Raw genomic sequence first — 26,226 nt, 5'->3', positions numbered from 1 at the left:
GTCGCTTACTTCTGTCGAAACAGTTTTTGCCACCAGCGACGGGGTTGCAGCGGCACCACGATGATGTCCGACTTCTGCAGCCAGTCACGCTCATAGTCCCAGGCATGGCCGCCCCACAGTTTTCCTGCTTCGTTGGAAAAGCCCAGGGTCATGAGCTGATAGCTATAACCGGCATGAGCGCGCAACCAGTCAAACAGCACCAGCGTGTTGAAACCGGTAGAAGGCCCAACGTAGCGCTTGCCGCCCGGGCGGTCGACCGGGTAGTTCCACAGTGGCGGCAGTGGAATGCGATCCCAGTACATGGCCACGCGTGGCAGTGGACACATCGGTGCGGCGCAGCCCACCAGCATGCTGAAACAACGTTCGCTCGCCTGTTCGAACATCTGCTGTACCGGCGGCGCGTAAGGCAGACCAAAAAAATACGCGTCCGGCGCGTTGTAGCCATGCACAAAGACATTGACGCTCTGCTTGTTGAGCAGCGCCGCTTTGATGCAGGTATTGAAGCTGACGACGACGTCATCGACGCCAATGTTCAACGCCTGAAAGTCCGCCGCGGTGATGGCCGGGTTGTTGGCAATCAGCACCACCCGAGGCGCACGGCTCAGACAGTCGAGAAGTTCTGTCGGTAACGCCCCCGGTACGGACTGATCACCACCGGGCAGCGCATCCAGCGCCATGTGTTCGTCCTTCATTCAGACCGGCACCTTCATCCCGTAACGCAGCTTCACCCAGAATCGCGTGAACGCCGAGGGCGGCTGCCATGGACGCATCTCACGCTGGATTTCCGTAGCCAGTGCCTGACCGACACGGGCAAAGGAATAACGGCTTTGCGCGAACTCCTGGCCATTGCGGGCGATGCGCTCTGCCAGTTCCGGGTCGCTCTGCAGCAGCTGGATCTTTTCCACCGCTTCATCTGCGCTGCGGTAGAACACGGTGTTGTGCATGTCTTCAAAGCCGAGCAGACGGTCTTCTTCGCCCTGACTCCAGGCCAGCAGCACACAACCGCAGGCCATGGCCTCATAGTTCTTGATCATGAACTCGTTCATGCCGATGTCGGCGCTGACGAAAATCCTGATGCGATTGAGCGTCTGCAGGTATTCCGCACCCGACTTGGTACGGGTCACCAGCATCCCGGTTCGCTGCGAGAGCGACTCGAGCATGGCTTTGCGCTCGGCATATTCGGTGCTTTTCAAGCTGCCAAGAAAACCGATGGGAATGTCCCGCTCGACGCCGGTGTTGTGCAGCATCTGCTCGTCATAACCTTTGGAGACAAACACCGTGTCGATGCCTTCAGCGAGCATCTTGCGCGCGACCACGGCACCGGACACCAGCGCCCGGCAACTCGGCAGACGACGGTAGAGCCGTGAATACGCGCCGCGGTATTTACTCGCTGGCATGTAGTTCTGGTAGGCGTCGTGTTCGAGGAAGACCAGCCCGGGGATGCATTTGAGCACCTGCAGTTGCGTGGCCAGGCGTTTGACCCGGGAGAAAATCACCACGCGATCGAAGGTCTGGTAATCGACCGAGGCCAGAAACGACCCCAGATTCAACTGCTGTTTTTTGCTCAAACGATAGATGAAACACTCATCACAGTTCTGCTGCACGATGTCGTAGAGCCGGTCGAGAATGACCCGCTGCTCGTCCATCACCAGGAGCATGACTTTCATAGGTTAATTGACCACGCGACGTAGGCAGGCAAGCGCATCGGATTCAAAGCAGCCTACATCAACGGAAACGGTAAAATCCCCAAGGCAAAATCCGTTCACACGCAGTACACAACGGTAAAAATTCATCTGATCAACGACTGCGGATCTTCTCGACAATCGCAGTTGTCGAGCTGTTTTCCACCAGTCCCAGCACCTTTACGGTACCGCCATAAGCAGTGACGATATCAGCGCCGACTACCTGATCGATGCCGTAATCGCCGCCCTTGACCAGCACGTCCGGTTTGACCTCGCGCAGCAGGTTCTCCGGGGTGCCTTCAGGGAAACTGATCACCCAGTCCACAGCGCCGAGGCCGGCGAGAACCGCCATGCGCCGGTCAACACTGTTGATCGGGCGGCCCGGGCCTTTGAGACGGCTGACCGAAGCATCATCGTTGACCGCGACAATCAGCCGGTCGCCCTGTGCCCGCGCCTGCTCCAGGTAGGTCACATGGCCGGCATGGAGGATGTCGAAGCAGCCGTTGGTGAAGACGATCCTCTCGTTGTGCGCACGGGCATCGGCCACGGCGAGCAGCAACTGCTCCAGCCCCAACACTCCGCGCTCGGAACCTTCTTCACGCTGAATGGCGCGACGCAGTTCCGGGGCGCTGATGGCGGCCGTACCGAGTTTGCCAACCACGATGCCGGCGGCCAGGTTGGCCAGCGCAACGGCGTGGGGCAGGTCTTCACCGGCGGCAATCGCTGCCGCCAGGGTGGAGATCACCGTGTCACCGGCACCGGTGACATCAAACACTTCACGGGCACGGGCCGGCAGGTGCAGCGCCGGCTGATCCGGACGCAACAGGGTCATGCCATGTTCGCCGCGCGTTACCAGCAGCGCACCGAGTTCGAGGTCGTGCATCAGGGCGGCGCCCTTGCTCACCAGCTCATGCTCATCGACGCAACCGCCGACGATGGCTTCGAATTCGCTGAGATTGGGAGTGATCAGGCTGGCGCCGCGATAGATCGAGAAGTCCTTGCCCTTTGGATCGGCCAGCACCGGAATGTTCTTCGCGCGGGCGGCCTGGATCAGCGCCTGATGGTTTTTCAGGGCGCCTTTGCCGTAATCGGAGAGCACCAGCACCTTGATGCCTTCGAGCAGGTCGTCGACCTGCGAACCAAGGGCCAGAGCGTCGGTGGCGAACGGTTCTTCAAAGTCGATACGCAGCAGTTGCTGGTGCCGGCTCATGACCCGCAGCTTGACGATGGTTGGCTGGTGCGCGATGCGCTGGAACAGAGCGCGTACGCCCGCGCCTTTGAGACTGTTGCTCAGGCTGTCGGCGGCTTCGTCATCGCCGGTCACACCGACCAGCGACGCCGGCGCACCCAGCGCGGCAATGTTCAAGGCAACGTTCGCGGCACCGCCCGGACGGTCTTCGATCTGCTCGACCTTAACGACCGGCACCGGCGCCTCAGGGGAAATCCGTGAGGTTCCGCCATGCCAGTAACGGTCGAGCATGACATCGCCGACTACCAAGACCGGGGCTTGATCGAAACGCGGCATGGACAACTTCATGGAGCAACCCACATACAAAATGAACAGGGGCGCGATATTAACACAGGGTAAAGCGCCGTCCGCCTCAATCTGAAAGGTCGCGCACCCAGAACAACTCGTGACGCCGGACTGCCTTGCGGAAAAACTCGTTACTGCCCGTTTCAGGCCAGCGACGGCCGGCCAGAGCCTGCTGGATCCAGCGGCGCAATTGCCGTTTGAACGCCTGTCGGCCCTGCAGATCGTGCTCCATGGCCAGCGCCATGGCTTTGTCCAGTTGCACGTCAGCCGACAGCAGCGGACTCCACAGGCGATCAGCCGGTAGCGGCTCGATGGCGGGAGGCAGCGGAACACCCGCACCGGCAGGCCCCATCGGCCAGCGATCATTGTCGTGCAGGTGATTGGCGTACAGCAGCAGGGTCGCCGGTTTCCAGCTACTGCGTTCGATAGCCTCAAGCAGCGCTTGGGTCGACGCTACATGATCACTGTGGGGATCGAGTTCAGGATGCGGTGTAACGACCACTTCCGGGCGATAGTGCTCAAGCAGGGCCGTCAGATCACCCAGCAGGTTTTGCCAGGTCGACTGCCCGTCAACGTCGGCGGGCAGGATCAATGGGTTATGCCGGCGCACACTGCGAATATCGTTTTCCTGCGATTCCCGGGAGCCGAACGCCTGGGTCGGCGCTTCGGCCATCGACGGCAGTTGCAGGCAGTAATAGCCCAATTGCACACAACGCTCGGCAGGCACGCCCCCCCACAGCGGAATCACCAGGCTGTCCCAACTGCGCAAGCGGCCCTTCAATCGTGCTGCTGCGGATTGATCAAGGCCCAGGCGCTGAAAGTCTTCAGCCTCGATCTCACCCTGGGTCAGGGTGACGATGCTGACGCCTTCGCATCGACTGTACAGACCGAAGGCGGCGAGTTCTGCATCATCGGCATGGGGCGCGATGACCATGACCCGCTGGCGGCTGTAGTCCGGATTGGCCATTACCCACAACACGCCCGTCGCAGCAGGTACGCAATATCGGCCACGCAGCGTCAGAGTCCCTTGCGCCAGCGCATCGACCTGCCCCGACAGATTGAGGAAACGCCGCCCTCTGACGCCCCGCTCCAGATCCTGACGATCATCGCCCACCTCAACATAGGGATCGAGCCAGCGCCCCAGCCAGGTGGACTTCACTTCGAGTTCGAGTACCAATGTCTCGCCCTGCGCCAGCGGTTCGCTCAGGCCTACCACGCCGCCCTCAAGACTCACGGCCTGCCGTGCGGTTAGCGGCGGAAAGTCGTATTGATAGTCGTCGGTAGGCCGGTAGAACAAATGGTCGGCAAACCAGGCCTCGTGAGCGACCCAGGCCAGCACCAGCAACAACGGCACCAGCCACCACGCGATCAGCACGCCGATCAGCAACAGCGCCAGCACAAAGGCGATCAGGAACAGACGCTTGTTGCGCCGATGAGCTTTGAGAAGCTGTTGCTTGCGAGCGCTCATGAATTCAGACCTTGTAGACCGGCACCGAGTGGCACCAGCGATCCTTGTACTCTCGGTCGGCACGACCGAATGAGTAACGCAGAGGTTTGCCCAGCGCTTGCGCGTGCGCCCAGGCCTCTTGGGTATTGACGAAACTCAGCACACTGCCGGGGCTGAACTCGCGGCTCTGCGGGTCGACACCACCGTTGATGTATTCCAGCGAAACCCATTGCGGGGCCTCGACGCGATAGAGCACCTGAATGGCGACGGGCGCCGATTCGAGCATCACCACCGAACCGGTCATGAACTCGCGCAGCAAGGTAAAGACCTCAACCAACCCGGCCTTGCCCGGCACCTCGAAGCCCCAGCGACGCTGAAACAGATCGCCGTAAGCGGCAGCCTGTTCCTGCGGCGTAAAGTCGGACATCGGCACCAGCGATCCGCCCGCCTCTTCCAGCAGGCGCCGTTCGCGACGCTGGTTGTAGCGGAACTTCTTCGAATATTCTTCCGGCAACCGGGCCAGCGCCAGGCCCTCAGGCTGTGGCTTCAGCGTGCTGATCTGCCCGGCATTGAGCTGGGACACATAAGCCACGCGCTGGCGCACCGGCACGATGACGTCTGGCGCGATCGGCAGAATGATTTCCGCATTGCCCATGTCCAGCAAGCCACGCTTGCCCTCGCGCTTGAGCACCTCCTTGGACAACGCAACATGCCGCCCCCAGCAAGGGATGGCGGCCAGCACATCACCGCCAACGACCCAGCCCAGGTAGCGCAACTCGATGCCAAGGAACGTCGACAAGCGCTCGACGACTTCGGGGTGTGTAGCAAAACTGCCGCCGAAACGTTGCCAGGCGCGGGCGTAGCTGTCCCGGTCGATTTCGGTCCAGCCACGCTCGCGAAAACTGCGAAACATCGTCAGCATACGTCGGTCGCGTGTGCCGGCTGAGGCTCGTCACCCTCTTCAAACTCTTTGGCGTGCAGACGGGCGTAATAGCCGTTCTGCTCGAGCAATTGTGCGTGAGAGCCGCGCTCGACGATGCGACCTTCGTCCATGACCAGAATCAGGTCGGCTTTCTCGATGGTGCTCAAACGGTGGGCGATCACCAGGGTCGTGCGGTTTTTCACCACATGATCCAGGGCAGCCTGGATATGCCGCTCCGACTCGGTATCGAGCGCGGAAGTGGCCTCGTCGAGAATCAGCAGCGGTGCATCCTTGAGCAACGCCCGGGCAATAGCGATGCGCTGACGCTGGCCGCCGGACAGCAGCACGCCGTTTTCGCCGACCATGGTTTCGTAGCCTTGCGGCATCTTGATGATGAACTCATCGGCATAGGCTTCGGTGGCCGCGCGCTTGACCTCATCGAACGGCGCACCGGCCAGATCACCGTAGGCGATGTTGTTGGTCACCGTATCGTTGAACAGCGTGACCTGCTGGGTCACCAGAGCAATCTGCCGACGCAGGCTGCGCAAGGTAAAGTCCTGCACCTGCACGCCATCGAGCAGGATCTGGCCCTGCGCATGATCATGCTGATAGAAGCGCGGAATCAGGCTGGCCAGGGTCGATTTGCCACTGCCCGAGCGGCCGACCAAGGCAACCATTTGCCCCGGTTCGACGACGAAACTGATGTCATTGAGCACCGCTTTGTCGGTGTCAGGATAGTGGAAGCTCAGATTGCGCACTTCCAGACGGCCTTCGAGACGATCTTGCTCGACCGTGCCCTGATCCACTTCCGCCGGCTCATCCAGTTGCTCGAAAATACTTTCGGCACCGGCGACACCTTTCTGAATCGTCGAGCTGACCTCCGACAACTGACGGATCGGCTTGGGCAACAAGCCAGCCATGGTGATGTAGGCCACCAGATCACCCGGCGATGCATCGCCGCGAAGGTACAGGACGAGGAACATGACCACCGCCATGGCGCTGTAAGTCACCAGCTGCAGCATCGGCGTGTAAACGGCGCCGGTCTTGGTCATCGTCAACTGCTTGTCGGTGTTGCTCTGGCTGGCATCGCGAAAGCGATCCTTTTCGTACTGCTCGCCGCCAAAACTGCGCACGACGCGATAGCCGTGAATGGTCTCGGACGCGACGTGCGTGACGTTGCCCATCGAGACCTGGATCTTCTTGCTTTGCTTGCGGAATTTTTTGCTGGTGCTGTTCACCATCAAACCGATCAACGGCAGGATGGCGACCATCACCAGCGTGAGCTTCCAGTTCATCCACAACAGTGTGCAGAACAGGAAAATTACGGTCATGCCTTCACGGATGACGACTTTGATTGCATCCGTTGCCGCGCCGGTGACCATGGTCACGTTGAAGGTGATTCGGGAAATCAGGTGGCCGGAATTGTTCTTGTCGAAGAAGCGATTGGGCAACTCCAGCAATTTATTGAACAACACCACCCGCAGGTCATGCACCAGGCCCAGAGAAACCCGCGCCAGGAAGAAGTTACCCAGGTAAGAACCCACGCCCTGCCACAACGCGATGAAGACGATCATCAGTGGCACGGTTTCGAGCAACTGCAGCTTGCCCAGATAAGGGTTGCCCGGGAACAGACTGGCTTCAGGATTGGCCAGACCGTCGACAAAGTACTTGAGGATGTAAGCGAGCATCGGCTGAGTCGATGCGAAGATCAGAAACCCGACGATGCTGAGAAGGAAAAGGCCGGCATAAGGCCGCACGTAAGCCAAAAGGCGGAAATAGATCGCCAGCGTGGACTGGGCTTTCGGTTCAGGACTGCTCATGGTGATCCGCGCAATTCAGTGAGGCGCCGATGATATCACACGCGTTTTTGCCCCGATAAACATGACTTCAAGCCAGCCTTCGACCAACTCGGTTAAGATACCCCGCTAATGATGGGGAGCCGGATATGCAATCGATTGATCACAGCACTTACGAGGCACTGCGCGCGGGTGCACACGTATTGGAAGCCGACGGTTCCGGCGACAAGGTGCTCAGATTGGCCGATGGACGCATGCTCAAGCTGTTCCGCCGCAAGCGGCTGCTCAGTTCGGCACTGTTCTACCCCTATGCACAACGCTTTGCCGACAATACCCGGGCCCTCGAACAACGCGGCATCCTCTGCCCCAAAGTCATCGCGGTCTACCGCATCCCGAGCATCGAACGTGACTGCGTGTATTACAGCCCGCTGGAAGGCAATACAGTGCGTCAGCTACAAGGCACTGACGAAGAGGCTGACACACTGAGATTCCAGCTGGGCGGGTACTTCGCCCTGCTGCACGAAAAAGGTGTGTACTTTCGATCACTGCACTTTGGCAACGTCGTGCAGACCCCCGACAAGCGTTTGGGCCTGATCGATATTGCCGACCTGCGCTGCCAGAAGCACGCGCTCAGTGACAGTAAACGCCTGCGTAACTTCGCGCATTTGCTGCGCTACAAGGAAGACCGCCAATGGCTGCTCGGCCAGGACGCCGGCGACACGTTTATCGAGGGCTATCGGCAGGCACTGCCGAGCAACCGGCAAGCGCCGCTGATCTCGCGCCTGCGCCCGCTGCTCGGTTAAGCCTTAGCGGCCGATGACCACTACAGTGGCACCTTTGCGATTGGCGAAATGCTCGATGATGCGCAGCTTGTGCGCCACCAGCCACTCATTCAGCCAAGGCTCGTCACCCTTGGCCTCGATGAGGAAATATTGATAGTCGCCCGCGTGCGCTGCCGACATCGCTTCCTCTGCGGTCAATACCGGTATCACATAGCCACGACCGGCGTAATAGCTGATCCGCCCATCCTCGAAATAGGTCTTCGCCCCTGGCTCGACATGGGCCGACAACCAGCGCCCGGCCTGGACGTAATGGGTTTTGCCGGCCCCGGTGGAGATGACGTTCGACAGCATCACCAGCAAACACAGAACCACCAGCCACTTGCCCCAACGCGGGAACTCGCGAACGAACGCCGCCAGCCCCATCGCCAGCACGGGCACAAACAACAGATTGAGAAAGCTCAGGTAGCGCGTATTCATGAACTGTTGCTTGATGAAAAACAGCACCAGCACGACCAGATACAGCAGCGCCGCCCAGGCGAAGGGTCGATAGTCGCGCCAGTAGACGCCTAGCACCCCCCAGTTACGCCGCAGAATGAAGGGAACGGCGAAAGGCCCCATCAACTTCACAAAACTGATGGTCATGGTCGCCAGGATGCCGAAGAAAATGATCCGCCCGGCTTCATCCTGGGAGTACTTGTTGATGAGCGAATTGGCAAACTGATCGCACAGCATCTGAAAGGACGCAAACACACTGTGCGGGGCAATCATGTCCAGATACAGCATCACTCGCGCCGACATGAGTACACCGGTTGCCGAAATGGCCAGCAGCCCCAAAACCGGCAGCAGCGAAAACTGGGCAAACTGCATCCGCCGGCCAGATGACCACAGGTTGGGCAACTGCCACAGAGCCAACGCCGGCACCAGCAACAAGGCCTCCAGCCGAAACAAGGCTGCTGCGACGATTGCCAGGTGGATGAATGCCGCGCGCAACCAGCCGCCACGGGCTTGCCAGTGCAGCGCGAGCCAAAGCGTCAGCGTGCAGAAGAACCAGAAACCGCACTCACGGATGATGTCGTTTCGAAAGGCATTCACCGCCGGCATGGCCAATACCACCAGGCACGCCCAACCGGTGACCTGCGCAGACCGCTGACGCACGCAGTCCACCATCAACGCGCTGGTGCCGGCAAAAAAGAGTGCACACCAAAGATAGGCACTCAGCTCCAGCGGCAAATGCAGGATGGAATGCGTAGCGGCCAGCAGAAAGGAAAACCAGGGCCAGTCGAAAGTAGCCCAAGCCACATTCGGCCCGTACTCGGTGACCTGTTGCGCAATATCGATGTACAGCGCGGCATCACGCCCCACTGTCGCAGTGCCCAGGACGGCTATCAGCGATAACAGCGCGCTGCCCACAAACGCCAGCCAGACCGGGTATTTATCGATGATTCTGGAGACTCGAGTTGCCACGCTACCGCCCGTATCTTTCACCCAGCCACCTCACCGACATCCGTTACAAGGTACGCGCACATCATCGCGACCCGCTTACCGAAACAGCAACCGCAAAGCCTTGCGGGTGTATGACCAGCGTGAAAACGTCCGCCAGTCTGCACGCAAAGCCTGGAAATAGAACGACCTGGCCAGCTTGTACTCGCCATGGGAATAACAGTCGCGAAACAGCGACAAACAGCGTTGTGCCAGAAACGCCTGGCGCAGATCACACATTTCTTCGGGCATTCTTCGGCTGGAAAACACTTCGCTGACGACCTGCTCCGTACCGGCAGCAAGACTCTGGCGCAAATCATGGCGCATGCTGTCGGCGTGCTTGTGGATCAGTGCGAGAGGCTTGTCCAGAACGGTGCAGGGGTAGCGCGCCAGCACTTGGGCAAACACTGGCAGGTCCTCGACGTTGCGCAAATGTTCCGGGTAATTGCCCAGAGCGAACACTTCGCGGTGCATCGCACAGGCACCGTTGGAAATCGACACCGTCTTGTTCAGCAGGTAACCCTGCAGGCGCTGGCGGGGCGTCCCAGGCAAAGGCCTGGCCGCCTGCAAACTGCGGCGCCCGTCAGCGAACACTGACCAGTGCGCACCGATCACCATAAGAGTCTGCGGATGACTGGCAATGTGCTGCGCAAGCGCAGCCAATGCACCGGGAGCCATTTCATCGTCAGAGTCGAGAAACACCAGATATCGCCCGGTTGTCTCTTCCAGCCCCCGATTGCGCACCGATGACAATCCGCCGTTGCTTTTACGCAGCGCACGAAAACGACCGCCATGCTTAAGCAGGAGCCGTTCCACTACCTCAGGCGTATCGTCCGTCGACCCGTCGTCGATGACCAGCAGATCCGCCGTCGTTTCATCCAATTGCGCCAACACCGACTCCACTGCACGAGGCAGCGTTCGCGCATAGTTGTAAACCGGAATGACGACGCTGATCAGTGTTTCAGTCAAGTTCGTATCCTTTCACACCCTCTTTTACGACCAGAATATCTTCCATGATCAGGTATTCCAGATCCGAACCGAAAAACATGTTCAGCGCGTCGGTCGGCGAGCAAATCATCGGTTCGCCACGACGGTTGAGCGAGGTGTTCAGCGATACGCCGTTACCGGTCAGGTTTTCCAGCGCCTTCATCATGTCGTAGTAGCGCGGGTTGTATTCACGCTTGAGGACCTGGGCACGAGAAGTGCCATCTTCGTGAACGACTTCCGGCACACGGGTCTTCCACTCGTCCGCCACTTCGAAAGTGAAAGTCATGAACGGCGCCGGATGATCGATCTTGATCATCTGTGGCGCAACGGTGTCGAGCATCGACGGGCAGAAAGGCCTCCAGCGCTCGCGGAACTTGATCTGATGGTTGATGCGGTCGGCCACGCCGGCCACGCTCGGGCAACCAATGATCGATCGACCGCCCAATGCACGCGGACCGAACTCCATACGTCCCTGGAACCAGGCCACGGGATTACCATCAACCATGATTTTGGCGATCTGTTCCGGCATGTTATCGAGCTTGCGCCACGCCGGCTTGTTCTCGTGACGGGCGCAGGCGGCGATCACGTCCTCGTTGCTGTACGACGGGCCGAGGTAGACGTGTTCCATCTTTTCTACCGGCACGCCACGGGCGTGGGACACATAGGCTGCTGCGCCGACCGCCGTACCGGCATCGCCGGACGCCGGTTGCACGAACAGTTCCTTGATGTCGTCGCGGGCAATGATTTTCTGGTTCAGTTTGACGTTCAGCGCACAGCCACCAGCGAAGGCCAGTTTGCCGGTTTCCTTGAGCACGTCACCCAAATAGTGATCAATCATCTGCAGCGCCAGTTTCTCGAACAGCGCTTGCATGCTCGCGGCGTAGTGAATGTACGGTTCGTCAGCAATATCGCCTTCGCGCTTCGGCCCCAGCCACTCGATCAGCTTAGGCGAGAAGTAGAAGCCTTTACCCTTCTCTTTATAGCGGCGCAGGCCGATAACGTTGGCGTAGTCGGTGTTGATCACCAGCTCACCGTTTTCGAACGAGGCCAGACGCGAGAAATCGTACTTGCTGGCATCGCCGTACGGCGCCATGCCCATGACCTTGAACTCACCGTCGAGCATCTCGAAGCCGAGGAACTCGGTGATCGCGCCATACAGGCCGCCGAGGGAGTCCGGATCGAAGAATTCCTTGATCTTGTGGATCTTGCCGTTTTCACCGTAGCCAAAGAAGGTCGTGGCGTACTCGCCCTTGCCGTCGATACCGAGGATCGCGGTTTTTTCTTTGAAACCGGAGCAGTGGTAGGCGCTGGAGGCGTGAGCCAAGTGGTGCTCGACTGGTTCGATCTTGATCTTCTTCGGATCAAAACCCAATTGCTCCAGGCACCAGACAATCTTGTTGCGGTAGCGCTTGTAGCGGCGGTTGCCCATCAGGATCGCATCCAGGGCGCGATCCGGTGCATACCAGTAACGCTTGGCGTAGTGCCAGCGCGCCTTGCCGAACAGGCTGATCGGAGCGAACGGGATCGCAACTACGTCAACGTCGGACGGCTTGATGCCGGCCTGCTCAAGACAGAACTTCGCCGATTCGTAGGGCATGCGGTTCTTTGCATGCTTATCGCGTACGAAGCGCTCTTCTTCAGCCGCCGCCACCAGCTTGCCGTCGATGTACAAGGCTGCTGAAGGGTCATGGCTAAGGGCGCCGGACAGGCCAAGAATCGTCAATGCCACAGGGGTCTAGCCTCTTTAGTCTGCGTGCAGGCGCGATGCGCCTTGAAAATTGATGTGCCCTCGCACAGGGCGAGTGACAGCTAAAGGGCGGGATTATAGCGTAAACGAGTAGGGAATTACCCTGTGCGATTGCCCTCTGGGTGAATGGTCTGGAGAAACCTTACCCTGCTACTCAATAACTGCCCTTGCGCCAGTAAATACCAAGATTGCCGTCGGTGAGCTGACGATAAACCGTATAGGGCAACGCTACTGTATCGAATACTCCCGACAATGGCAGATCCAGCAACACGAATGGCACCAGAAAACCGCTGGGATCCGGCGGCGCGTTCAACACGCAGAAATCGAAGGCCAGACCGCTGTAAATCCGCGGAATGGACTGGCAATAGGTTTTTTGTTTGCGCATGTCCCGCGCCACGTCGGCATCATCCTGCAAGACAGTCATGGCGCTGCCACAGCCAGAAAGAATCCATGAAAAAACACTCAGCGTTGCAGCCTGTTTAATGGTCAAAATTTGCCCTCCAAGGTCGTTGGGCAAATTAGCATCGGGACTGAACAGGGCACAGCTCATGGCTTCTGGCGAAGCTGTAGGACAAGTCGCTGAATCTTGTCCTCTACTGCTGGTTTGTCTCAGGCCACGCTGGAAATGTCTTTCGGCAAACGCAGATCAATAATCTGATACAGCGCGCTGCTTTCGGGCCAGTTGCGCATGAATCGCGCACGGTCACGGGCATAGGCCGGCGCGAAACTGCCGACAGATCCATGCTGGCACATCGAGTCCAGATCGATCAGCGCCCAGCGATCCTGCTGCCAGAACAGATTATGTCCCTTGAAGTCGCCATGGCTGATCCGCTCGTCAATCAATCTGGCGAACAACTGATCCAGCGCCTGCAACTCCGCTTCCGGCGCTTCACCACTTTCAACGTACGGCGCAAAGCGCTCGATGATATCCGGCCCCGGCAGGAACTCGGTCACCAGATACGCACGGCTGCGCAGCCACAAAAAGCGCTGTTCCAGCACCGCCAGCGGTTTGGGTGTGGCGATGCCGAGAAACGCCAGGCGATTGCCTTCGCGCCACGAATGCCAGGCCCGACTTGGCCGCCAGAAACGCTTGAGCCAATGCGCAAAGCCCTTGATGTTGTAGCGCTTGATCACCAGCGTGCGCGCACCGGCCTGAACCTTGCCAACGCTCGCCGCACCACCGGTCTTGTAAAGGTGACCCTGATCAAGCAACGCGTCGGCCTGCGCCAGCACCGGCAGCATGGCTGACTCTTCTTCGCGACGGATTGCGCGCAGAGCGAACGCTCCACGCTGCACACTGAACAGCGTGCACTCGCGACCGACCTTGATCAGGAAGTCTTTCAAACGCCAGCGCCGCACTTTGTCGATCTGTTTCTGCAAGGCCTCCAGCGGCAACGCATGCTCGCTGTTGCTCAACAGGTAATACACCAGCAGTTCTTCAGTGAACGGTTCCAGCGCCTTGGGTAACTGGGCGAAAAACACCCCGAGATTTTCCAGGACTTTTTGTCGCGACAACGGCTGGCCGGCGGTTTCTGCGCAAATCCCGGCACCGTCAATCAAGTACAACTGGTCGCCGTGGCGCAACAGATTGTCCAGGTGCAGATCTTCCTGCCAAAGCCCTTTGCCGTGCAATTGGCCAATAGCGCCCAGCGCCTCGGCCAGCACCGCCGATTGCTCATCGGCCAACACCGGCAGCGACTCGACTTTCGCCCAGGCATCGCCAAGGCTTTCGGCACCCTCAAGGAAATCGAACAGCAACCAGCCACCTTCGCCATTTTGCAAACCATCGGCCAGTAGCATCGGCGTGGTCAGACTTTGCGCAGCCAGCAAGCGCACGCCTTCCAGCTCGCGCTGAAAATGCCGGGCAGCTTTGCCGCCGACCAGCAATTTGGCCAGCACCGGACGCCCGCGCCAGACACCGGCACCAACATAACGCTGTCCCGGCAACACCCGCAGCAGACTCAGCAACTGCAGATCCGCACTCCCGGCGGCATCAGCCAGCGTCACCGTCAGAGGCAGTTGCGGGGCTCGCCCGACAGCGGCCAGCTCGGACAATTGCATCAGCGCGTCTCCTTGTGACTGCGGCGCGCAGTCAGCCGGGCGAGCCAGCTGTCGAGCAGCGTGCTATCGGTCGACTGATCGAGATAAGCCGCCAGCAACTCACGCAGTTGTGCCTCGTTCCATTCCGGCGCGCGGCGTTGCAGCGGCTCCAGATCCTTGATCCGGTCGCGCATGCCGAACAACAGAGGCCGGGTTTTTTCCAGGTCGATCAATTGCGCCTGATACCCGTCACCGGTTGCCCGCAGAAAAATATGCTTGGGATAGAAGCAGCCGTGCACCTGACGCACACCGTGCAGATGCCGCGCGAGCAATCCACAAGCCTTGAGGATGGCTGAATGCTGTGCAGCACTGAGCTGCTCCCAACGCTGCAACAGCGATTCCAGATCACTCCAGCCATCGAGTGCCCGAGTCAGCAGAATGGCACGGACTTCGCCGTCGACCTTACGCTCACCGAAAAACGCCGCTTGCAGCGCCGGGATACCGAGCTTGCGATAGCGACTGATATTGCGAAACTCGCGGGCAAAGCTTGGCTCGCCGAAAGGCGCGTGCAAGGTCCGCGTCAGGTAGTTGCTCTGGCGCTTGAGGTAATAACCCTGCCCTTCAAGATCCAGACGGAAGACGCTGCTCCAACCGCCACGGGCGGTATTGGGTTCGTCCACGGCCTCAAGCTGCTTCGCCCAAAGCGCGTCAAAAGTGCCGAGACCATGGCGCTCAAGCAGTGCGCGGTCTTCAGCGGCGAGAAAATCAGTCATTCGCGTCCCTCGAAAAATCTCACCACGTGCCGAATCCGTTTCTTGTCGGCGCTATCAAGCCGATCGCACTGGCGGTACTGCTTATAGAAGCGCAGGCGTTGGGTATTGGACAGGTGGTATTTGGCGAGTTTATCGAGACAGGCCAGATCCTTGGTGATCCGATACTTGAGCCAGAAGCCGCGCCAGAACTCGCCGTTAGGGCAATCGATCAGAAATATCCGCGCCTGATCATCGATCAACAGGTTGCGCCATTTCAGATCGTTATGGGTAAATCGGTGGTCATGCATCGTCCGGGTATAGCCGGCCAATTGCCGACTGACGCCGTCAACCCAGGCGCGATCCTTGAGTTTCGGATCCTTGCGCTCGGCGAGCGCCGAAAGGTCTTCGGTGTCGGGCAGTTCACGGGTGATCATCGCGCCACGATCATACGCCGCGCCACGTCGCTCCAGGCCCCAGGCCACCACTTCAGCGGTGGGAATGCCCCACTTGGCGAAGCGCTTGAGGTTCTGCCATTCCATCTTCACCCGCGGCTTGCCGAGGTAACGGCGCAAGCCTTTACCAGCGCCGACATAGCGTTTGACGTAATAATTGACACCGTTGCGCTGCACGCGAATCACTTCCGACAGCGGATCACGGGTCAGGCGTTCGCCCTGCAACGCAAATACCGCTTCGAGACTGCCGAAGTCTTCGGCGAGCTCGCTGTATTGCGGCTCGAGAGTCCAACCCGCCATCAGAGCGCATCCCCGTAACGCTGTTTACGCGCGTAGAGTTTGTTGGCCTTGCCTTCCAGCCAGCTCAGCAACGGCGCTTCTTCAGCCAGGATCTGGCGCAGCGGTTGCTGGAAATAGCCTTTGAGGAAACGCAGTTTGTCGCGGCGGGTCAGGCCGATGTCCAGCGCGGAAAAGTACAACGCGGCCAGATCTTTATTGCGCCAGCGCTGCGTGATTTTCGTGCGGGTCTGGGCACGGTGCAGGTCGATCACTGAGAGTTTGAAGTCGGCTGGCGTCACCGGTTTATCGGTGTGCAGCAGGAAGTGGCAGATGTAGCAGTCACGATGGTTGACGCCAGCGCGGTGCATCATGCCGGTCATGCGTGCGACTTCGGCGATCAGCGCGCGCTTGAGTTTCGGCTCGGGCGGCTGCTTGACCCAATCGATGCTGAAGTCTTCGAGGCTGATGGTCGGCGCCAGTTCTTCCGTGACGATAAACGAGTGCTGATCTGCCGGGTTACTGCCCTTCTCGCCGTAAGCCACGGCAGTCATGGTCGGCACGCCGACTTCCTGCAGACGTTGAATGGCTTGCCACTCCTGGCCCGCGCCGAGAACCGGCAGCTTGGCGGTCAGCAGATTCTTGAAGATCTCGCCCCAGCCGATACCTCGGTGGATCTTGACGAAAAATCCGTTGCCGTCGACTTCCGTGCGCAGCGTCCGGCGTGCTTCCAGCTCGCGGTATACCTCGCCCTGCAAGCCTTCGACTTCAGCGAACGGGTCGCGGCCGGCCCACAGGCTTTTGAACGGTTCAGCCAGCATCAACTTCATTAAGCGTGCTCCGCCAGAATCACATCGGCCGCGTGCTGCGGCATGCTGTAGAGGTCGGCCGTCTCGGCGAAGGCCAGACCATTGCGGCTCCAGGCCGCGCGTGCAGCGTCATCATTCAACATTTCAGTCAGGTATTGCGTCAGCTGCGCCTGATCGAACGGCTCGTCCAGCACTCGCCCGGCGTCCGCCTCGGCAATGTAATGGGCGTAACCGCAGACCGCGCTGACCAGCACCGGCAAACCGGCGACCAGCGCTTCGAGCAACACAGTACCGGTGTTTTCGTTGTAGGCCGGGTGGATCAACAGATCGGCGCCGAGCAGGAAACGCGGGATATCGCTGCGCCCCTTGAGGAACGTTACGTTATCGCCCAGCCCCAAGGTTGCGCTCTGCATCTGGAATAATTTGGGGTCATCCTGGCCGATTACAAACAGCCGGGTGCGTTTCTTCAGTTCGGCAGGCAATGCAGCCAGCGCTTTCAGGCTGCGATCGACGCCTTTGGTCTTGAAGCCGGAGCCGATCTGCACCAGCAGCAGTTCGTCGTCCTTGAGATTGAATTCAGCGCGGAACCCGGCGCGAATTTCAGCGGCATCCGCCGGGCGGCGACGATCCTGGGCAATGCCCGGTGGCAGCAGGTGGAAACGCTCCAGCGGCGTGTCGTAATGCTTGATGAACAGCGGCTGCTGCACTTCGGAAATCATCAGCACTTCGGTCTTCGCGTCTTTGGCGAACACCGCGCGCTCGTACTCGGCGAAGTGGCGATAACGGCCCCAGCGACGGTACAAAGAGTTGCGCAGGTTCTGCGCCTTGTCTTCGAAGCAGCCGTCGGCGGCGTAATAAACGTCCAGCCCCGGCATCTTGTTGAAACCGATCAGGCGATCAACCGGGCGCTTGGCCAGATCCGCTTCCATCCATGCGCTGAGCTTTTCGTTGCGACGGTGATTGAAGAACGCTTTGACCGGCGCCACCAGCACTTCGAAACCGGGCGGCACGTCGCCTTCCCAGATCAACGTGTAGACGCGGATCTGGTGACCACGCTTCTGGCATTCAAGGGCGATGCGCATGAAGTCGCGCTGCAAGCCACCGAACGGGAAATATTTGTACAGGACGAATGCCAATTGCATCAGCGCAGCTCCTCAGCCATTAACAACGTGCTCAGTCGGCTGGCGACACGCTCGGGGTTCAGACGCGTGAAGCACAGCGGCTGTTCACGCTTCAGGTCAAACTGACGGGCATCCTGCGCGGTCGGTTGATAGGTACATTTCTTTTGCAGGCATGGCGCGCACGGGAAGTCGCTGGCCAGGTGAATCTGCAGCTTGCCGTAAGCGCCGGTCAGGCCTGGGTTGGTCGGGCCGAACAGCGAGATGGTCGGCACGTCCAGCGCGGCGGCCAAGTGGCCGAGACCGGTGTCCACCGCGACGCAGGCTTGCGCACCGGCGAGGACTTTGCCGACGCCGGCCAGATTGAGCTTCGGCAGCACTTCGGCGTGTTTGAAACCGGCGGCGATGCGCTCGGCGCGGGCCTTTTCCTGCGGATTGCCCCACGGCAGTTTGACGCCGACGCCGAGGTAGCCGACGCGCTCGGTCAGTTCACGCCAGTAACTTTCCGGCCAGTGTTTGGTGTCCCAGGTGGTGCCATGCAGGAACACCACAAAGGCATTTTTGCGCGGCAGTTCGACCAAACGCTCGACGTTGAGGCCGTAATCACCCAAGCCTTTCGGCAAGTCGTAGCCGAGAGCGATGGCGAACAGTTGGCGCACGCGCTCGACGGCGTGCTGACCGCGGGCCACAGCCAGTTTGCGATCATAGAAACGCGAAGCCATCGGCTCGCGCGCCGAACCTTTATCGAGACCGGCCACCGGTGCTTTGACGTAACGGGTCAGCCAGGCGCTTTTCAGCAGGCCTTGAGCGTCGATCACCAAGTCGTATTTATTGGCGCGCACACTTTGTTTGAAGCGTTTCCACTCGCCGCTGGTGATGGTTTTCCAGAGGTTTTTGCGCCAGCGACGGATCGCCACCGGAATCACTTTGCCAACGGCCGGGTGCCAGGTCGGGATCTCGGCAAAGCCTTCTTCCACCACCCAGTCGAACTTGATCCCAGGAATGGCCCGGGCGGCGTCGGTCAGCGCCGGCAACGCATGAATCACGTCACCCAGCGATGAAGTCTTGATCAGCAGTACCCGCAACTTAATGAACCTCGACCACAGAGCCCTGCAACTTCTGCAAGGCATCGTTGACCGCATCCGGCATCAGCTGGCGCAGGCAGTTGTAATGACCGAAACGGCAGGTGCGGTCGAAGCAGGGGCTGCAATCGAGGCCCAGACGAACCACTTCGACATGCTCGGCCAGCGGCGGGGTAAAACCCGGCGAAGTCGAACCGTAGACCGCCACCAGTGGACGGTTCAGCGCAGCGGCAACGTGCATCAGGCCGGAGTCGTTGGAGACCACCGCGTCGGCGCAGGACATCAGGTCGATGGCCTCGGCCAGCGAAGTGCCGCCGCTGAGGTTGACCGATTCTTCACGCAGGCCAGGAATCAGTCGAGCGCGGATATCTTCACCGACCGCATGATCGTTCTTCGAACCGAACAGCCACACCTGCCAGCCTTCACGAATGCGCGCTTCGGCGACTTTGGCGTAGTGCTCGGACGGCCAGCGCTTGGACTCGCCAAACTCGGCGCCAGGGCACAGGGCCAACACCGGGCGGTCGAGGGTCAGGCCGAACTTGGCCAACGCTGCTTCGCGAGTGACCGGGTCGATTTGCAGGCTTGGGCGCGGATAAGGCTTCGGCAGCTCGGCGTTCGGCTCATAGGCCAAAGCCATGAACCGCTCGATCATCAACGGATAGCGTTGTTTGTCGAGGGTGCGCACATCGTTGAGCAGGCCGTAGCGGAATTCGCCGCGCCAGCCGGTGCGTTTCGGAATGCCGGCGAAAAACGGCACCAGCGCCGACTTCAGCGAGTTGGGCAGCAGGATCGCCTGATCGTACTGACCACGCAGGGATTTGCCGATGCGCCGACGCGTCGCCAATTCCAGCGCACCGTGGCCGAGCGGGAAGCTCAAGGCCTTGCGCACTTCGGGCATGCGTTCCAGGATCGGCCGGCTCCACTCAGGGGCCAGGACGTCGATTTCGCATTGCGGATGGCGCTGTTTGAGACACTGAAACAGTGTCTGTGCCATCACCATGTCACCGACCCAACTGGGCCCAACGATCAGAATATTCATGTGGTTTCCAAAAACGAACCGGGGAGGCATTTACGCCTCCCCGCCTCGAGAATCACTGAGGGAGCGGCACTGCTTGCGATGGGTCATTACCTTCAACATGACTGTCGACTGTCACTCCGCTATCGCGAGCAGGCTCGCTCCCACATGGTTTTTTCGTCCTGCTTCAGATCTACAGACACTGTAGATCCACTGTGGGAGCGAGCTTGCTCGCGAAGGGGCCAGCACATCCGACATCGGTGTCGTCTGACACTCCGTCTTCGCGAGCAAGCTCGCTCCCACAGGGTATTGGGTGCTGCACAAACCGGTTTCAGCTTAGCCCCATCTCTTTCCATATCCGCAAAACCTGCCGCCGTTCTTCGGCAAACTGATCGCCCGATATCACCCCGGCGTCCTTCTGCAACGCCTGCCGGTGAGCGGCGGAGCGGTAGGCTTTATAGGCCTCGCGCAACAGGCTGGCATCTTCGGCAGGCATCAGCCCTTCGTGTTCCAGCTCTTCCAGAATGCGGATGTTATCGGTCCAGCGCAGCAATGGCGGGTGGCTTTGCGACCACGCCAGAGCCGCGTATTGCACCATAAATTCAATATCGACGATACCTCCGGCGTCCTGCTTGAGGTCGAAGGGCGCTGTGGCGTCGAAGGCATTTGCCGCCGTACCGGCCGCGGTGCTCTTGGTGCCGAGGTTATCGCGCATCTTCGCGCGCATCTCACTGACCTCCTGTTGCAACTTGGCCAGATCGCGCGCCTTGCCCAAGACCTGCGCGCGGACGCTCTCGAACGCCCGGCCGACATCCTGACTGCCGACCAGCACCCGCGCCCGTACCAACGCCTGATGTTCCCAGGTCCAGGCTTCATTTTCCTGATAGCGGGCAAACGCCCCCAGCGAACTGACCAACAGCCCCGAAGCACCGGATGGCCGCAGACGCATGTCCACTTCATAGAGCTGACCGGAGTTGGTCTGCGCCGTCAGCAGGTGAATGATCCGCTGCCCCAGGCGCGTGAAGAACTGCGCGCCATCAATCGACTTCGGCCCGTCGGTTTCCGCCTGCGGATCGCCGTCGTGGATAAACACCAGGTCCAGATCCGAACCATGCCCCAGTTCCAGGCCGCCGACTTTGCCATAACCGACAATGATGAAGCCTGGATCGCACAAGGTGCCGTCGGTGCGCAGCGGCGTGCCGTACTTGGCCACGGTCTGGCGCCAGGCCAGGGCCAGCACTTGCTCGAGAATTGCCTCGGCCAGCCAGGTCAGGTAATCGCTGACTTTCATCAGCGGCAGGCTGCCGGCGATTTCCGACGCTGCCACGCGCAAGCGGTGCGCCAATTTGAAATGGCGCAAGGCTTCCATTTGTTGTTCGAGGTCGTCTTCGGGAATCCGCGTCAGGCGCTCGCGCAATTCAGCCGCCAGTTCCGGCGCCAAGGGCGGCTTGAACAAACGACCTTCGTTCAGCAATTCATCAAGCAGCAGCGGGAAACGCGTAATTTGCTCAGCGATCCACGGGCTCGCGGCGCACAACGTCAGCAAGCGCCGCAATGCGCCGGGGTTTTCCGTCAGCAAGACCAGATACGCCGAACGCCGGGCCACCGCTTCGACCAGCGGCAACACCCGCTCAAGCACCAGATCCGGGTTGGCGTGTTCCACAGCCTGTGCGAGCAGACGCGGAATAAAGGCATCCAGACGCTCACGCCCCAACCGCTGCATCGCCCGCAATTGCGGGCTGCTGCGCAATCCGGCCAGCGCTTTCAGAGCTTTGCTGGCATCAGCAAAGCCGCCCTCCTCCAACTGCCGGCACGCCGCCTCTTCGTCTTGCGCCTCTTCCCACAGCGGCAGCCATTCACCGCCGACCACCACTTCACTTTCGGCGTTTTCATCCTCGTCGGGATCGGCAATCACCTGGGCGAAGTGCCAGGCCACGCGGCCGCGCCAGAACATCAACTTCTCGTGGAAGGCGTCCCAATCGGCAAAACCGAGCATAAACGCAATGCGCGCCTGATCCTGCGCGCCATCCGGCAGCATCTGGGTCTGGCGGTCGGCGATCGCCTGAATGGCGTGTTCGGTGTAACGCAGAAATTCGTAGCCCTCGCGCAATTCGCTGATCACCGCTGGCGGCAGATAACCCTGCCCTTCCAGCGTGCTCAGCACCTTTAATAGAGGACGCTGTTGCAGGCTCAGATCGCGGCCACCATGGATCAACTGAAAAGCCTGCGCGATGAACTCGACCTCGCGGATGCCGCCTGAGCCGAGCTTGATGTTGTCGGCCATGCCCTTGCGCCGTACTTCCTGCTGGATCAACTGCTTCATGGTGCGCAGCGCTTCGATCGCCGAGAAGTCCAGATAACGGCGGTAAACGAACGGCCGCAGCATGTCGAGCAACTGCGCACCCGCCACCTGATCGCCGGCCACCACCCGCGCCTTGATCATCGCGTAGCGTTCCCAGTCCCGGCCCTGATCCTGGTAATACTGCTCCAGCGCATTGAAGCTCAGCACCAGCGCGCCAGATGAACCGTAAGGGCGCAGGCGCATGTCGACGCGGAAAACGAAGCCGTCGACGGTCATCGGATCCAGCGCCTTGATCAAGCGCTGGCCGAGACGAATGAAGAATTCCTGATTATCCAGCGAACGCTTCACGCCAACGGTCTCGCCGCCCTCGGGGTAAGCGAAGATCAGATCGATGTCCGAAGACAGGTTCAACTCAACGGCGCCGAGCTTGCCCATGCCAAGGATGACCATTTGCTGCGGCTCACCGCTGCGGCGGCCGGTCGGCGTGCCGAACTGCTCGCAATGGCGGCTGTACAACCATTGATAGGCCTGGTCGATGGTGGCGTCGGCCATGTCCGAGAGATCCCGGCAGCTCTGTACCAGATCGGCCTGGCGGGTGAGATCGCGCCAGATGATCCGCACTTGATGACGGGCGCGCTGGCGGCGCAGGGCGCGACCGAGTTCATCTTCATTCTGGGCAGCGTTCACCGCAGCGGCAATCTGCGCACACAATTCACCCGGCGCGAAGGCCCGGTCGAGTTCGCCGGACTGCACCAGTGTGAGCAACATCAAAGGGTCACGAACGCTCTGTTCAATGACGAATTCGCTGGCGGCGGTGACGCGGGCGAATTGCGCCCAGCGCTCTGGCGTCCAGTTCGCCAGGCCGTGATCGTCTTCCAGCGCGGCGACGGCCGTACGGAACGACTGCTCCGATCGAGTGACCAACGGCAGGAGAATGGCGGGCAGTTCGGCAAGCACGGGCAGGGTCATGGTCTATCCTTGATCGGCGTGTAAATGGCCGCTTGTAGTGATTGGTGAAAAGCCGCTACCCGGAAGACTGTCGAACAAAAGTTAGAAATAGCTGAAATTTCTTTATCGTTGGCAGCGAACATCAAAGTTTCACCTTTTTCGGATGGTAAAAGACCAACCTTAACGATTATTCTCACAACGCAGCCGGAGGCCACAAGCCATTCTTCTGTAGTTTTACTACTCGTCTATACATTCGAAAGGCTGAAATGCCGGAAGATTTGTAGTAAAACTACACGCCGCCGGAACAACCTATCGGCAATCCAAGAATTTTAAATCGTCTGCCCACAAGGCCAGTCGCAAACTCAGGCAACCGATTCTGGAAGCCTTTCCGCCCTGGAGCAAGCCATGCAAGACCTCGATCCCGTCGAAACCCAGGAATGGCTGGACGCCCTGGAATCGGTTCTCGACAAAGAAGGCGAAGACCGTGCTCACTATCTGATGACCCGTATGGGCGAACTCGCGACCCGCAGCGGCTCGCAGCTCCCTTACGCCATCACCACGCCTTACCGCAACACCATCCCGGTAACCCACGAAGCACGCATGCCTGGCGACCTGTTCATGGAACGCCGCATTCGCTCGCTGGTACGCTGGAACGCGATGGCCATGGTAATGCGTACGAACCTGAAAGATTCTGACCTGGGTGGTCACATCTCCAGCTTCGCTTCCAGTGCGACCCTGTATGACATCGGCTTCAACTACTTCTTCCAGGCCCCGACCGACGAACACGGCGGCGACCTGATCTACTTCCAGGGCCACACTTCGCCAGGCGTTTACGCCCGTGCGTTCATGGAAGGCCGCATCACCGAAGACCAGATGAACAACTTCCGCCAGGAAGTCGACGGTCAGGGCCTGTCGTCCTACCCGCACCCTTGGCTGATGCCTGACTTCTGGCAGTTCCCGACCGTATCGATGGGTCTGGGTCCAATTCAAGCGATCTACCAGGCACGCTTCATGAAGTACCTGGAACACCGCGGTTTCATCCAGCCGGGCAAACAGAAAGTCTGGTGCTTCCTGGGCGACGGCGAGTGCGACGAGCCGGAATCCCTGGGCGCGATCTCCCTGGCCGGCCGCGAGAAGCTGGACAACCTGATCTTCGTCATCAACTGCAACCTGCAGCGCCTCGACGGCCCGGTTCGCGGCAACGGCAAGATCATCCAGGAACTCGAAGGCGTGTTCCGCGGTGCTCAGTGGAACGTGACCAAAGTCATCTGGGGCCGTTTCTGGGACCCACTGCTGGCCAAAGACGTCGACGGCATCCTGCAACGTCGCATGGACGAAGTCATCGACGGCGAGTACCAGAACTACAAAGCCAAAGACGGCGCGTTCGTCCGTGAACACTTCTTCAACACGCCAGAACTCAAGGCGATGGTTGCTGATCTGTCCGACGACGAGATCTGGAAACTCAACCGTGGCGGCCACGACCCGTACAAGGTCTATGCGGCTTACCACGAAGCGGTCAACCACAAAGAACAACCAACCGTTATCCTCGCCAAGACCATCAAGGGTTATGGCACCGGTGCCGGCGAAGCGAAGAACACTGCGCACAACACCAAGAAAGTCGATGTCGACAGCCTGAAGTTGTTCCGCGATCGTTTCGACATCCCGGTCAAGGACGAAGAGCTGGAGAACCTGCCGTTCTTCAAGCCAGAGCCAAACAGCGCCGAAGCCCGCTACCTCAGTGAGCGTCGCACTGCACTGGGCGGTTTCGTGCCTCAGCGCCGCGCACAAAGCTTCAGCGTACCGACGCCGGACCTGGACACCCTCAAGGCCATCCTCGATGGTTCCGGCGACCGTGAAATTTCCACCACCATGGCTTTCGTGCGGATCCTCGCGCAACTGGTCAAGGACAAGGAAATCGGCCCGCGCATCGTTCCGATCATCCCGGACGAAGCCCGTACCTTCGGTATGGAAGGCATGTTCCGTCAGCTCGGCATCTACTCGTCCGTCGGCCAGCTCTACGAGCCAGTCGATAAAGACCAGGTGATGTTCTACAAGGAAGACCAGAAAGGTCAGATCCTTGAAGAAGGCATCAACGAAGCAGGCGCCATGAGCTCCTTCATCGCTGCCGGTACTTCGTACTCCAGCCACAACCAGCCGATGCTGCCGTTCTACATCTTCTACTCGATGTTCGGCTTCCAGCGTATTGGCGACCTGGCCTGGGCTGCCGGCGACAGCCGTACCCGTGGCTTCCTGATCGGCGGCACCGCCGGCCGGACCACCCTGAACGGTGAAGGCCTGCAACACGAAGACGGTCACAGCCACCTGTTGGCTGCAACCATCCCGAACTGCCGCACCTACGATCCAACCTACGGCTACGAGCTGGCGGTGATCATTCAGGACGGCATGAAGAAGATGACCGAAGAGCAACAGGACATCTTCTACTACATCACCGTGATGAACGAGTCGTACCAGCAGCCAGCCATGCCGGCCGGTGCCGAAGAAGGCATCAAGAAAGGCATGTACCTGCTCGAAGAAGACACCCGCGATGCGGCGCACCACGTTCAGCTGATGGGCTCCGGCACCATCCTGCGTGAAGTCCGTGAAGCGGCGAAGATCCTGCGTGAAGAGTTCAACGTTGGCGCCGACGTCTGGAGCGTTACCAGCTTCAACGAACTGCGTCGCGACGGCCTCGCTGTCGAGCGCAGCAACCGTCTCAAGCCTGGCCAGAAGCCTAAGCTGAGCTACGTCGAAGAGTGTCTGAACGGCCGTAAAGGTCCGGTCATCGCCTCTACCGACTACATGAAACTGTTCGCCGAGCAGATCCGTCAGTGGGTACCGTCCAAGGAATTCAAAGTCCTGGGCACCGATGGTTTCGGCCGCAGCGACAGCCGCAAGAAACTGCGTCATTTCTTCGAAGTTGACCGTCATTTCGTGGTGTTGGCAGCCCTGGAAGCACTGGCTGACCGTGGTGATATCGAACCTAAAGTCGTGGCTGAGGCCATCGTCAAGTTCGGCATCGACCCGGAAAAACGCAACCCACTGGACTGCTGAGGAGA

The 26,226-nt window shown here is 59.8% G+C and carries 20 protein-coding genes; 2 read left to right on the top strand and 18 right to left on the bottom strand.

Annotated features, from left to right (window positions below):
• Nucleotides 1-5 precede the first annotated feature (5 nt).
• From AB4O11_RS10960 to msbA, 6 genes are all read right to left on the bottom strand, one after another.
• Nucleotides 6-692 (bottom strand): hypothetical protein, encoded by a 687-nt coding sequence (locus tag AB4O11_RS10960; protein ID WP_257356888.1) that lies wholly within the window; start codon nt 690-692, stop codon nt 6-8.
• A complete protein-coding gene (locus AB4O11_RS10955) occupies nt 693-1,667 on the bottom strand; it encodes a glycosyltransferase family protein (protein WP_116255772.1) in 975 nt (324 codons plus the stop codon).
• 130 nt (nt 1,668-1,797) lie between these two features.
• Nucleotides 1,798-3,219: a bifunctional D-glycero-beta-D-manno-heptose-7-phosphate kinase/D-glycero-beta-D-manno-heptose 1-phosphate adenylyltransferase HldE gene (gene hldE, locus AB4O11_RS10950; protein ID WP_034151682.1), complete on the bottom strand. Its 1,422-nt coding sequence runs from the start codon at nt 3,217-3,219 to the stop codon at nt 1,798-1,800.
• A gap of 64 nt (nt 3,220-3,283) precedes the next feature.
• Nucleotides 3,284-4,684 (bottom strand): PIG-L deacetylase family protein, encoded by a 1,401-nt coding sequence (locus tag AB4O11_RS10945; RefSeq protein ID WP_460089627.1) that lies wholly within the window; start codon nt 4,682-4,684, stop codon nt 3,284-3,286.
• Between the two features lie 4 nt (nt 4,685-4,688).
• Entirely contained in the window at nt 4,689-5,585 is an 897-nt protein-coding gene (locus AB4O11_RS10940; protein ID WP_460130640.1) for a GNAT family N-acetyltransferase, read from the bottom strand.
• Nucleotides 5,579-7,405: a lipid A export permease/ATP-binding protein MsbA gene (gene msbA, locus AB4O11_RS10935; RefSeq protein WP_093430136.1), complete on the bottom strand. Its 1,827-nt coding sequence runs from the start codon at nt 7,403-7,405 to the stop codon at nt 5,579-5,581. The genes AB4O11_RS10940 and msbA overlap by 7 nt, the downstream gene beginning before the upstream one ends.
• Nucleotides 7,406-7,530: 125 nt before the next feature.
• On the opposite strand from msbA, the gene AB4O11_RS10930 reads away from it, so the two are divergent.
• Nucleotides 7,531-8,184, top strand: a complete 654-nt coding sequence (locus tag AB4O11_RS10930; RefSeq protein WP_093430135.1) for a toluene tolerance protein — start codon at nt 7,531-7,533, stop codon at nt 8,182-8,184.
• Nucleotides 8,185-8,187: 3 nt separating this feature from the next.
• Here AB4O11_RS10930 and AB4O11_RS10925 read toward each other — a convergent pair whose 3' ends face one another.
• From AB4O11_RS10925 to glnE, 12 genes are all read right to left on the bottom strand, one after another.
• Nucleotides 8,188-9,627 (bottom strand): hypothetical protein, encoded by a 1,440-nt coding sequence (locus AB4O11_RS10925; protein ID WP_460089623.1) that lies wholly within the window; start codon nt 9,625-9,627, stop codon nt 8,188-8,190.
• Between the two features lie 75 nt (nt 9,628-9,702).
• Nucleotides 9,703-10,611, bottom strand: a complete 909-nt coding sequence (locus tag AB4O11_RS10920) for a glycosyltransferase family 2 protein (protein WP_093430133.1) — start codon at nt 10,609-10,611, stop codon at nt 9,703-9,705.
• A complete protein-coding gene (locus tag AB4O11_RS10915; RefSeq protein WP_093430132.1) occupies nt 10,604-12,358 on the bottom strand; it encodes a carbamoyltransferase family protein in 1,755 nt (584 codons plus the stop codon). The genes AB4O11_RS10920 and AB4O11_RS10915 overlap by 8 nt, the downstream gene beginning before the upstream one ends.
• A gap of 172 nt (nt 12,359-12,530) precedes the next feature.
• The gene (locus AB4O11_RS10910; protein WP_460131075.1) at nt 12,531-12,866 is read right to left on the bottom strand and encodes a YceK/YidQ family lipoprotein; all 336 of its coding nucleotides are present in this window, start codon (nt 12,864-12,866) and stop codon (nt 12,531-12,533) included.
• A gap of 119 nt (nt 12,867-12,985) precedes the next feature.
• Complete coding sequence (locus AB4O11_RS10905) at nt 12,986-14,437, bottom strand: lipopolysaccharide kinase InaA family protein (RefSeq protein WP_460130639.1); 1,452 nt, start codon at nt 14,435-14,437, stop codon at nt 12,986-12,988.
• On the bottom strand, nt 14,437-15,189 hold the full coding sequence (locus tag AB4O11_RS10900; RefSeq protein ID WP_460130637.1) for a lipopolysaccharide kinase InaA family protein: 753 nt from the start codon (nt 15,187-15,189) through the stop codon (nt 14,437-14,439). Before AB4O11_RS10900 ends, AB4O11_RS10905 begins: the two co-directional genes overlap by 1 nt.
• Nucleotides 15,186-15,920 (bottom strand): lipopolysaccharide kinase InaA family protein, encoded by a 735-nt coding sequence (locus AB4O11_RS10895; protein WP_093430128.1) that lies wholly within the window; start codon nt 15,918-15,920, stop codon nt 15,186-15,188. Before AB4O11_RS10895 ends, AB4O11_RS10900 begins: the two co-directional genes overlap by 4 nt.
• Nucleotides 15,920-16,726 (bottom strand): lipopolysaccharide core heptose(I) kinase RfaP, encoded by an 807-nt coding sequence (rfaP, locus tag AB4O11_RS10890; RefSeq protein ID WP_414925578.1) that lies wholly within the window; start codon nt 16,724-16,726, stop codon nt 15,920-15,922. The genes AB4O11_RS10895 and rfaP overlap by 1 nt, the downstream gene beginning before the upstream one ends.
• Nucleotides 16,726-17,847, bottom strand: a complete 1,122-nt coding sequence (locus AB4O11_RS10885) for a glycosyltransferase family 4 protein (RefSeq protein WP_460130635.1) — start codon at nt 17,845-17,847, stop codon at nt 16,726-16,728. Before AB4O11_RS10885 ends, rfaP begins: the two co-directional genes overlap by 1 nt.
• Nucleotides 17,847-18,908 carry a lipopolysaccharide heptosyltransferase I gene (waaC, locus tag AB4O11_RS10880; protein WP_077570514.1) on the bottom strand — a complete coding sequence of 354 codons (1,062 nt, stop codon included), beginning with the start codon at nt 18,906-18,908 and terminating at the stop codon, nt 17,847-17,849. Before waaC ends, AB4O11_RS10885 begins: the two co-directional genes overlap by 1 nt.
• Nucleotide 18,909: 1 nt before the next feature.
• Nucleotides 18,910-19,944, bottom strand: coding sequence for a lipopolysaccharide heptosyltransferase II (gene waaF / locus AB4O11_RS10875; RefSeq protein ID WP_093430125.1), 1,035 nt, complete (start codon nt 19,942-19,944; stop codon nt 18,910-18,912).
• Between the two features lie 307 nt (nt 19,945-20,251).
• Nucleotides 20,252-23,191: a bifunctional [glutamate--ammonia ligase]-adenylyl-L-tyrosine phosphorylase/[glutamate--ammonia-ligase] adenylyltransferase gene (gene glnE / locus AB4O11_RS10870; RefSeq protein WP_093430124.1), complete on the bottom strand. Its 2,940-nt coding sequence runs from the start codon at nt 23,189-23,191 to the stop codon at nt 20,252-20,254.
• Between the two features lie 384 nt (nt 23,192-23,575).
• Here glnE and aceE point away from each other — a divergent pair, with 384 nt between their 5' ends.
• Nucleotides 23,576-26,221 carry a pyruvate dehydrogenase (acetyl-transferring), homodimeric type gene (aceE, locus tag AB4O11_RS10865; RefSeq protein ID WP_007915682.1) on the top strand — a complete coding sequence of 882 codons (2,646 nt, stop codon included), beginning with the start codon at nt 23,576-23,578 and terminating at the stop codon, nt 26,219-26,221.
• Nucleotides 26,222-26,226: the final 5 nt, after the last annotated feature.

This window comes from Pseudomonas sp. H1_D05 (genome assembly GCF_054682705.1).
The sequence above is the reverse complement of the archived record's forward strand: the minus strand, read 5'-3'. Positions and strand labels throughout refer to the sequence as shown.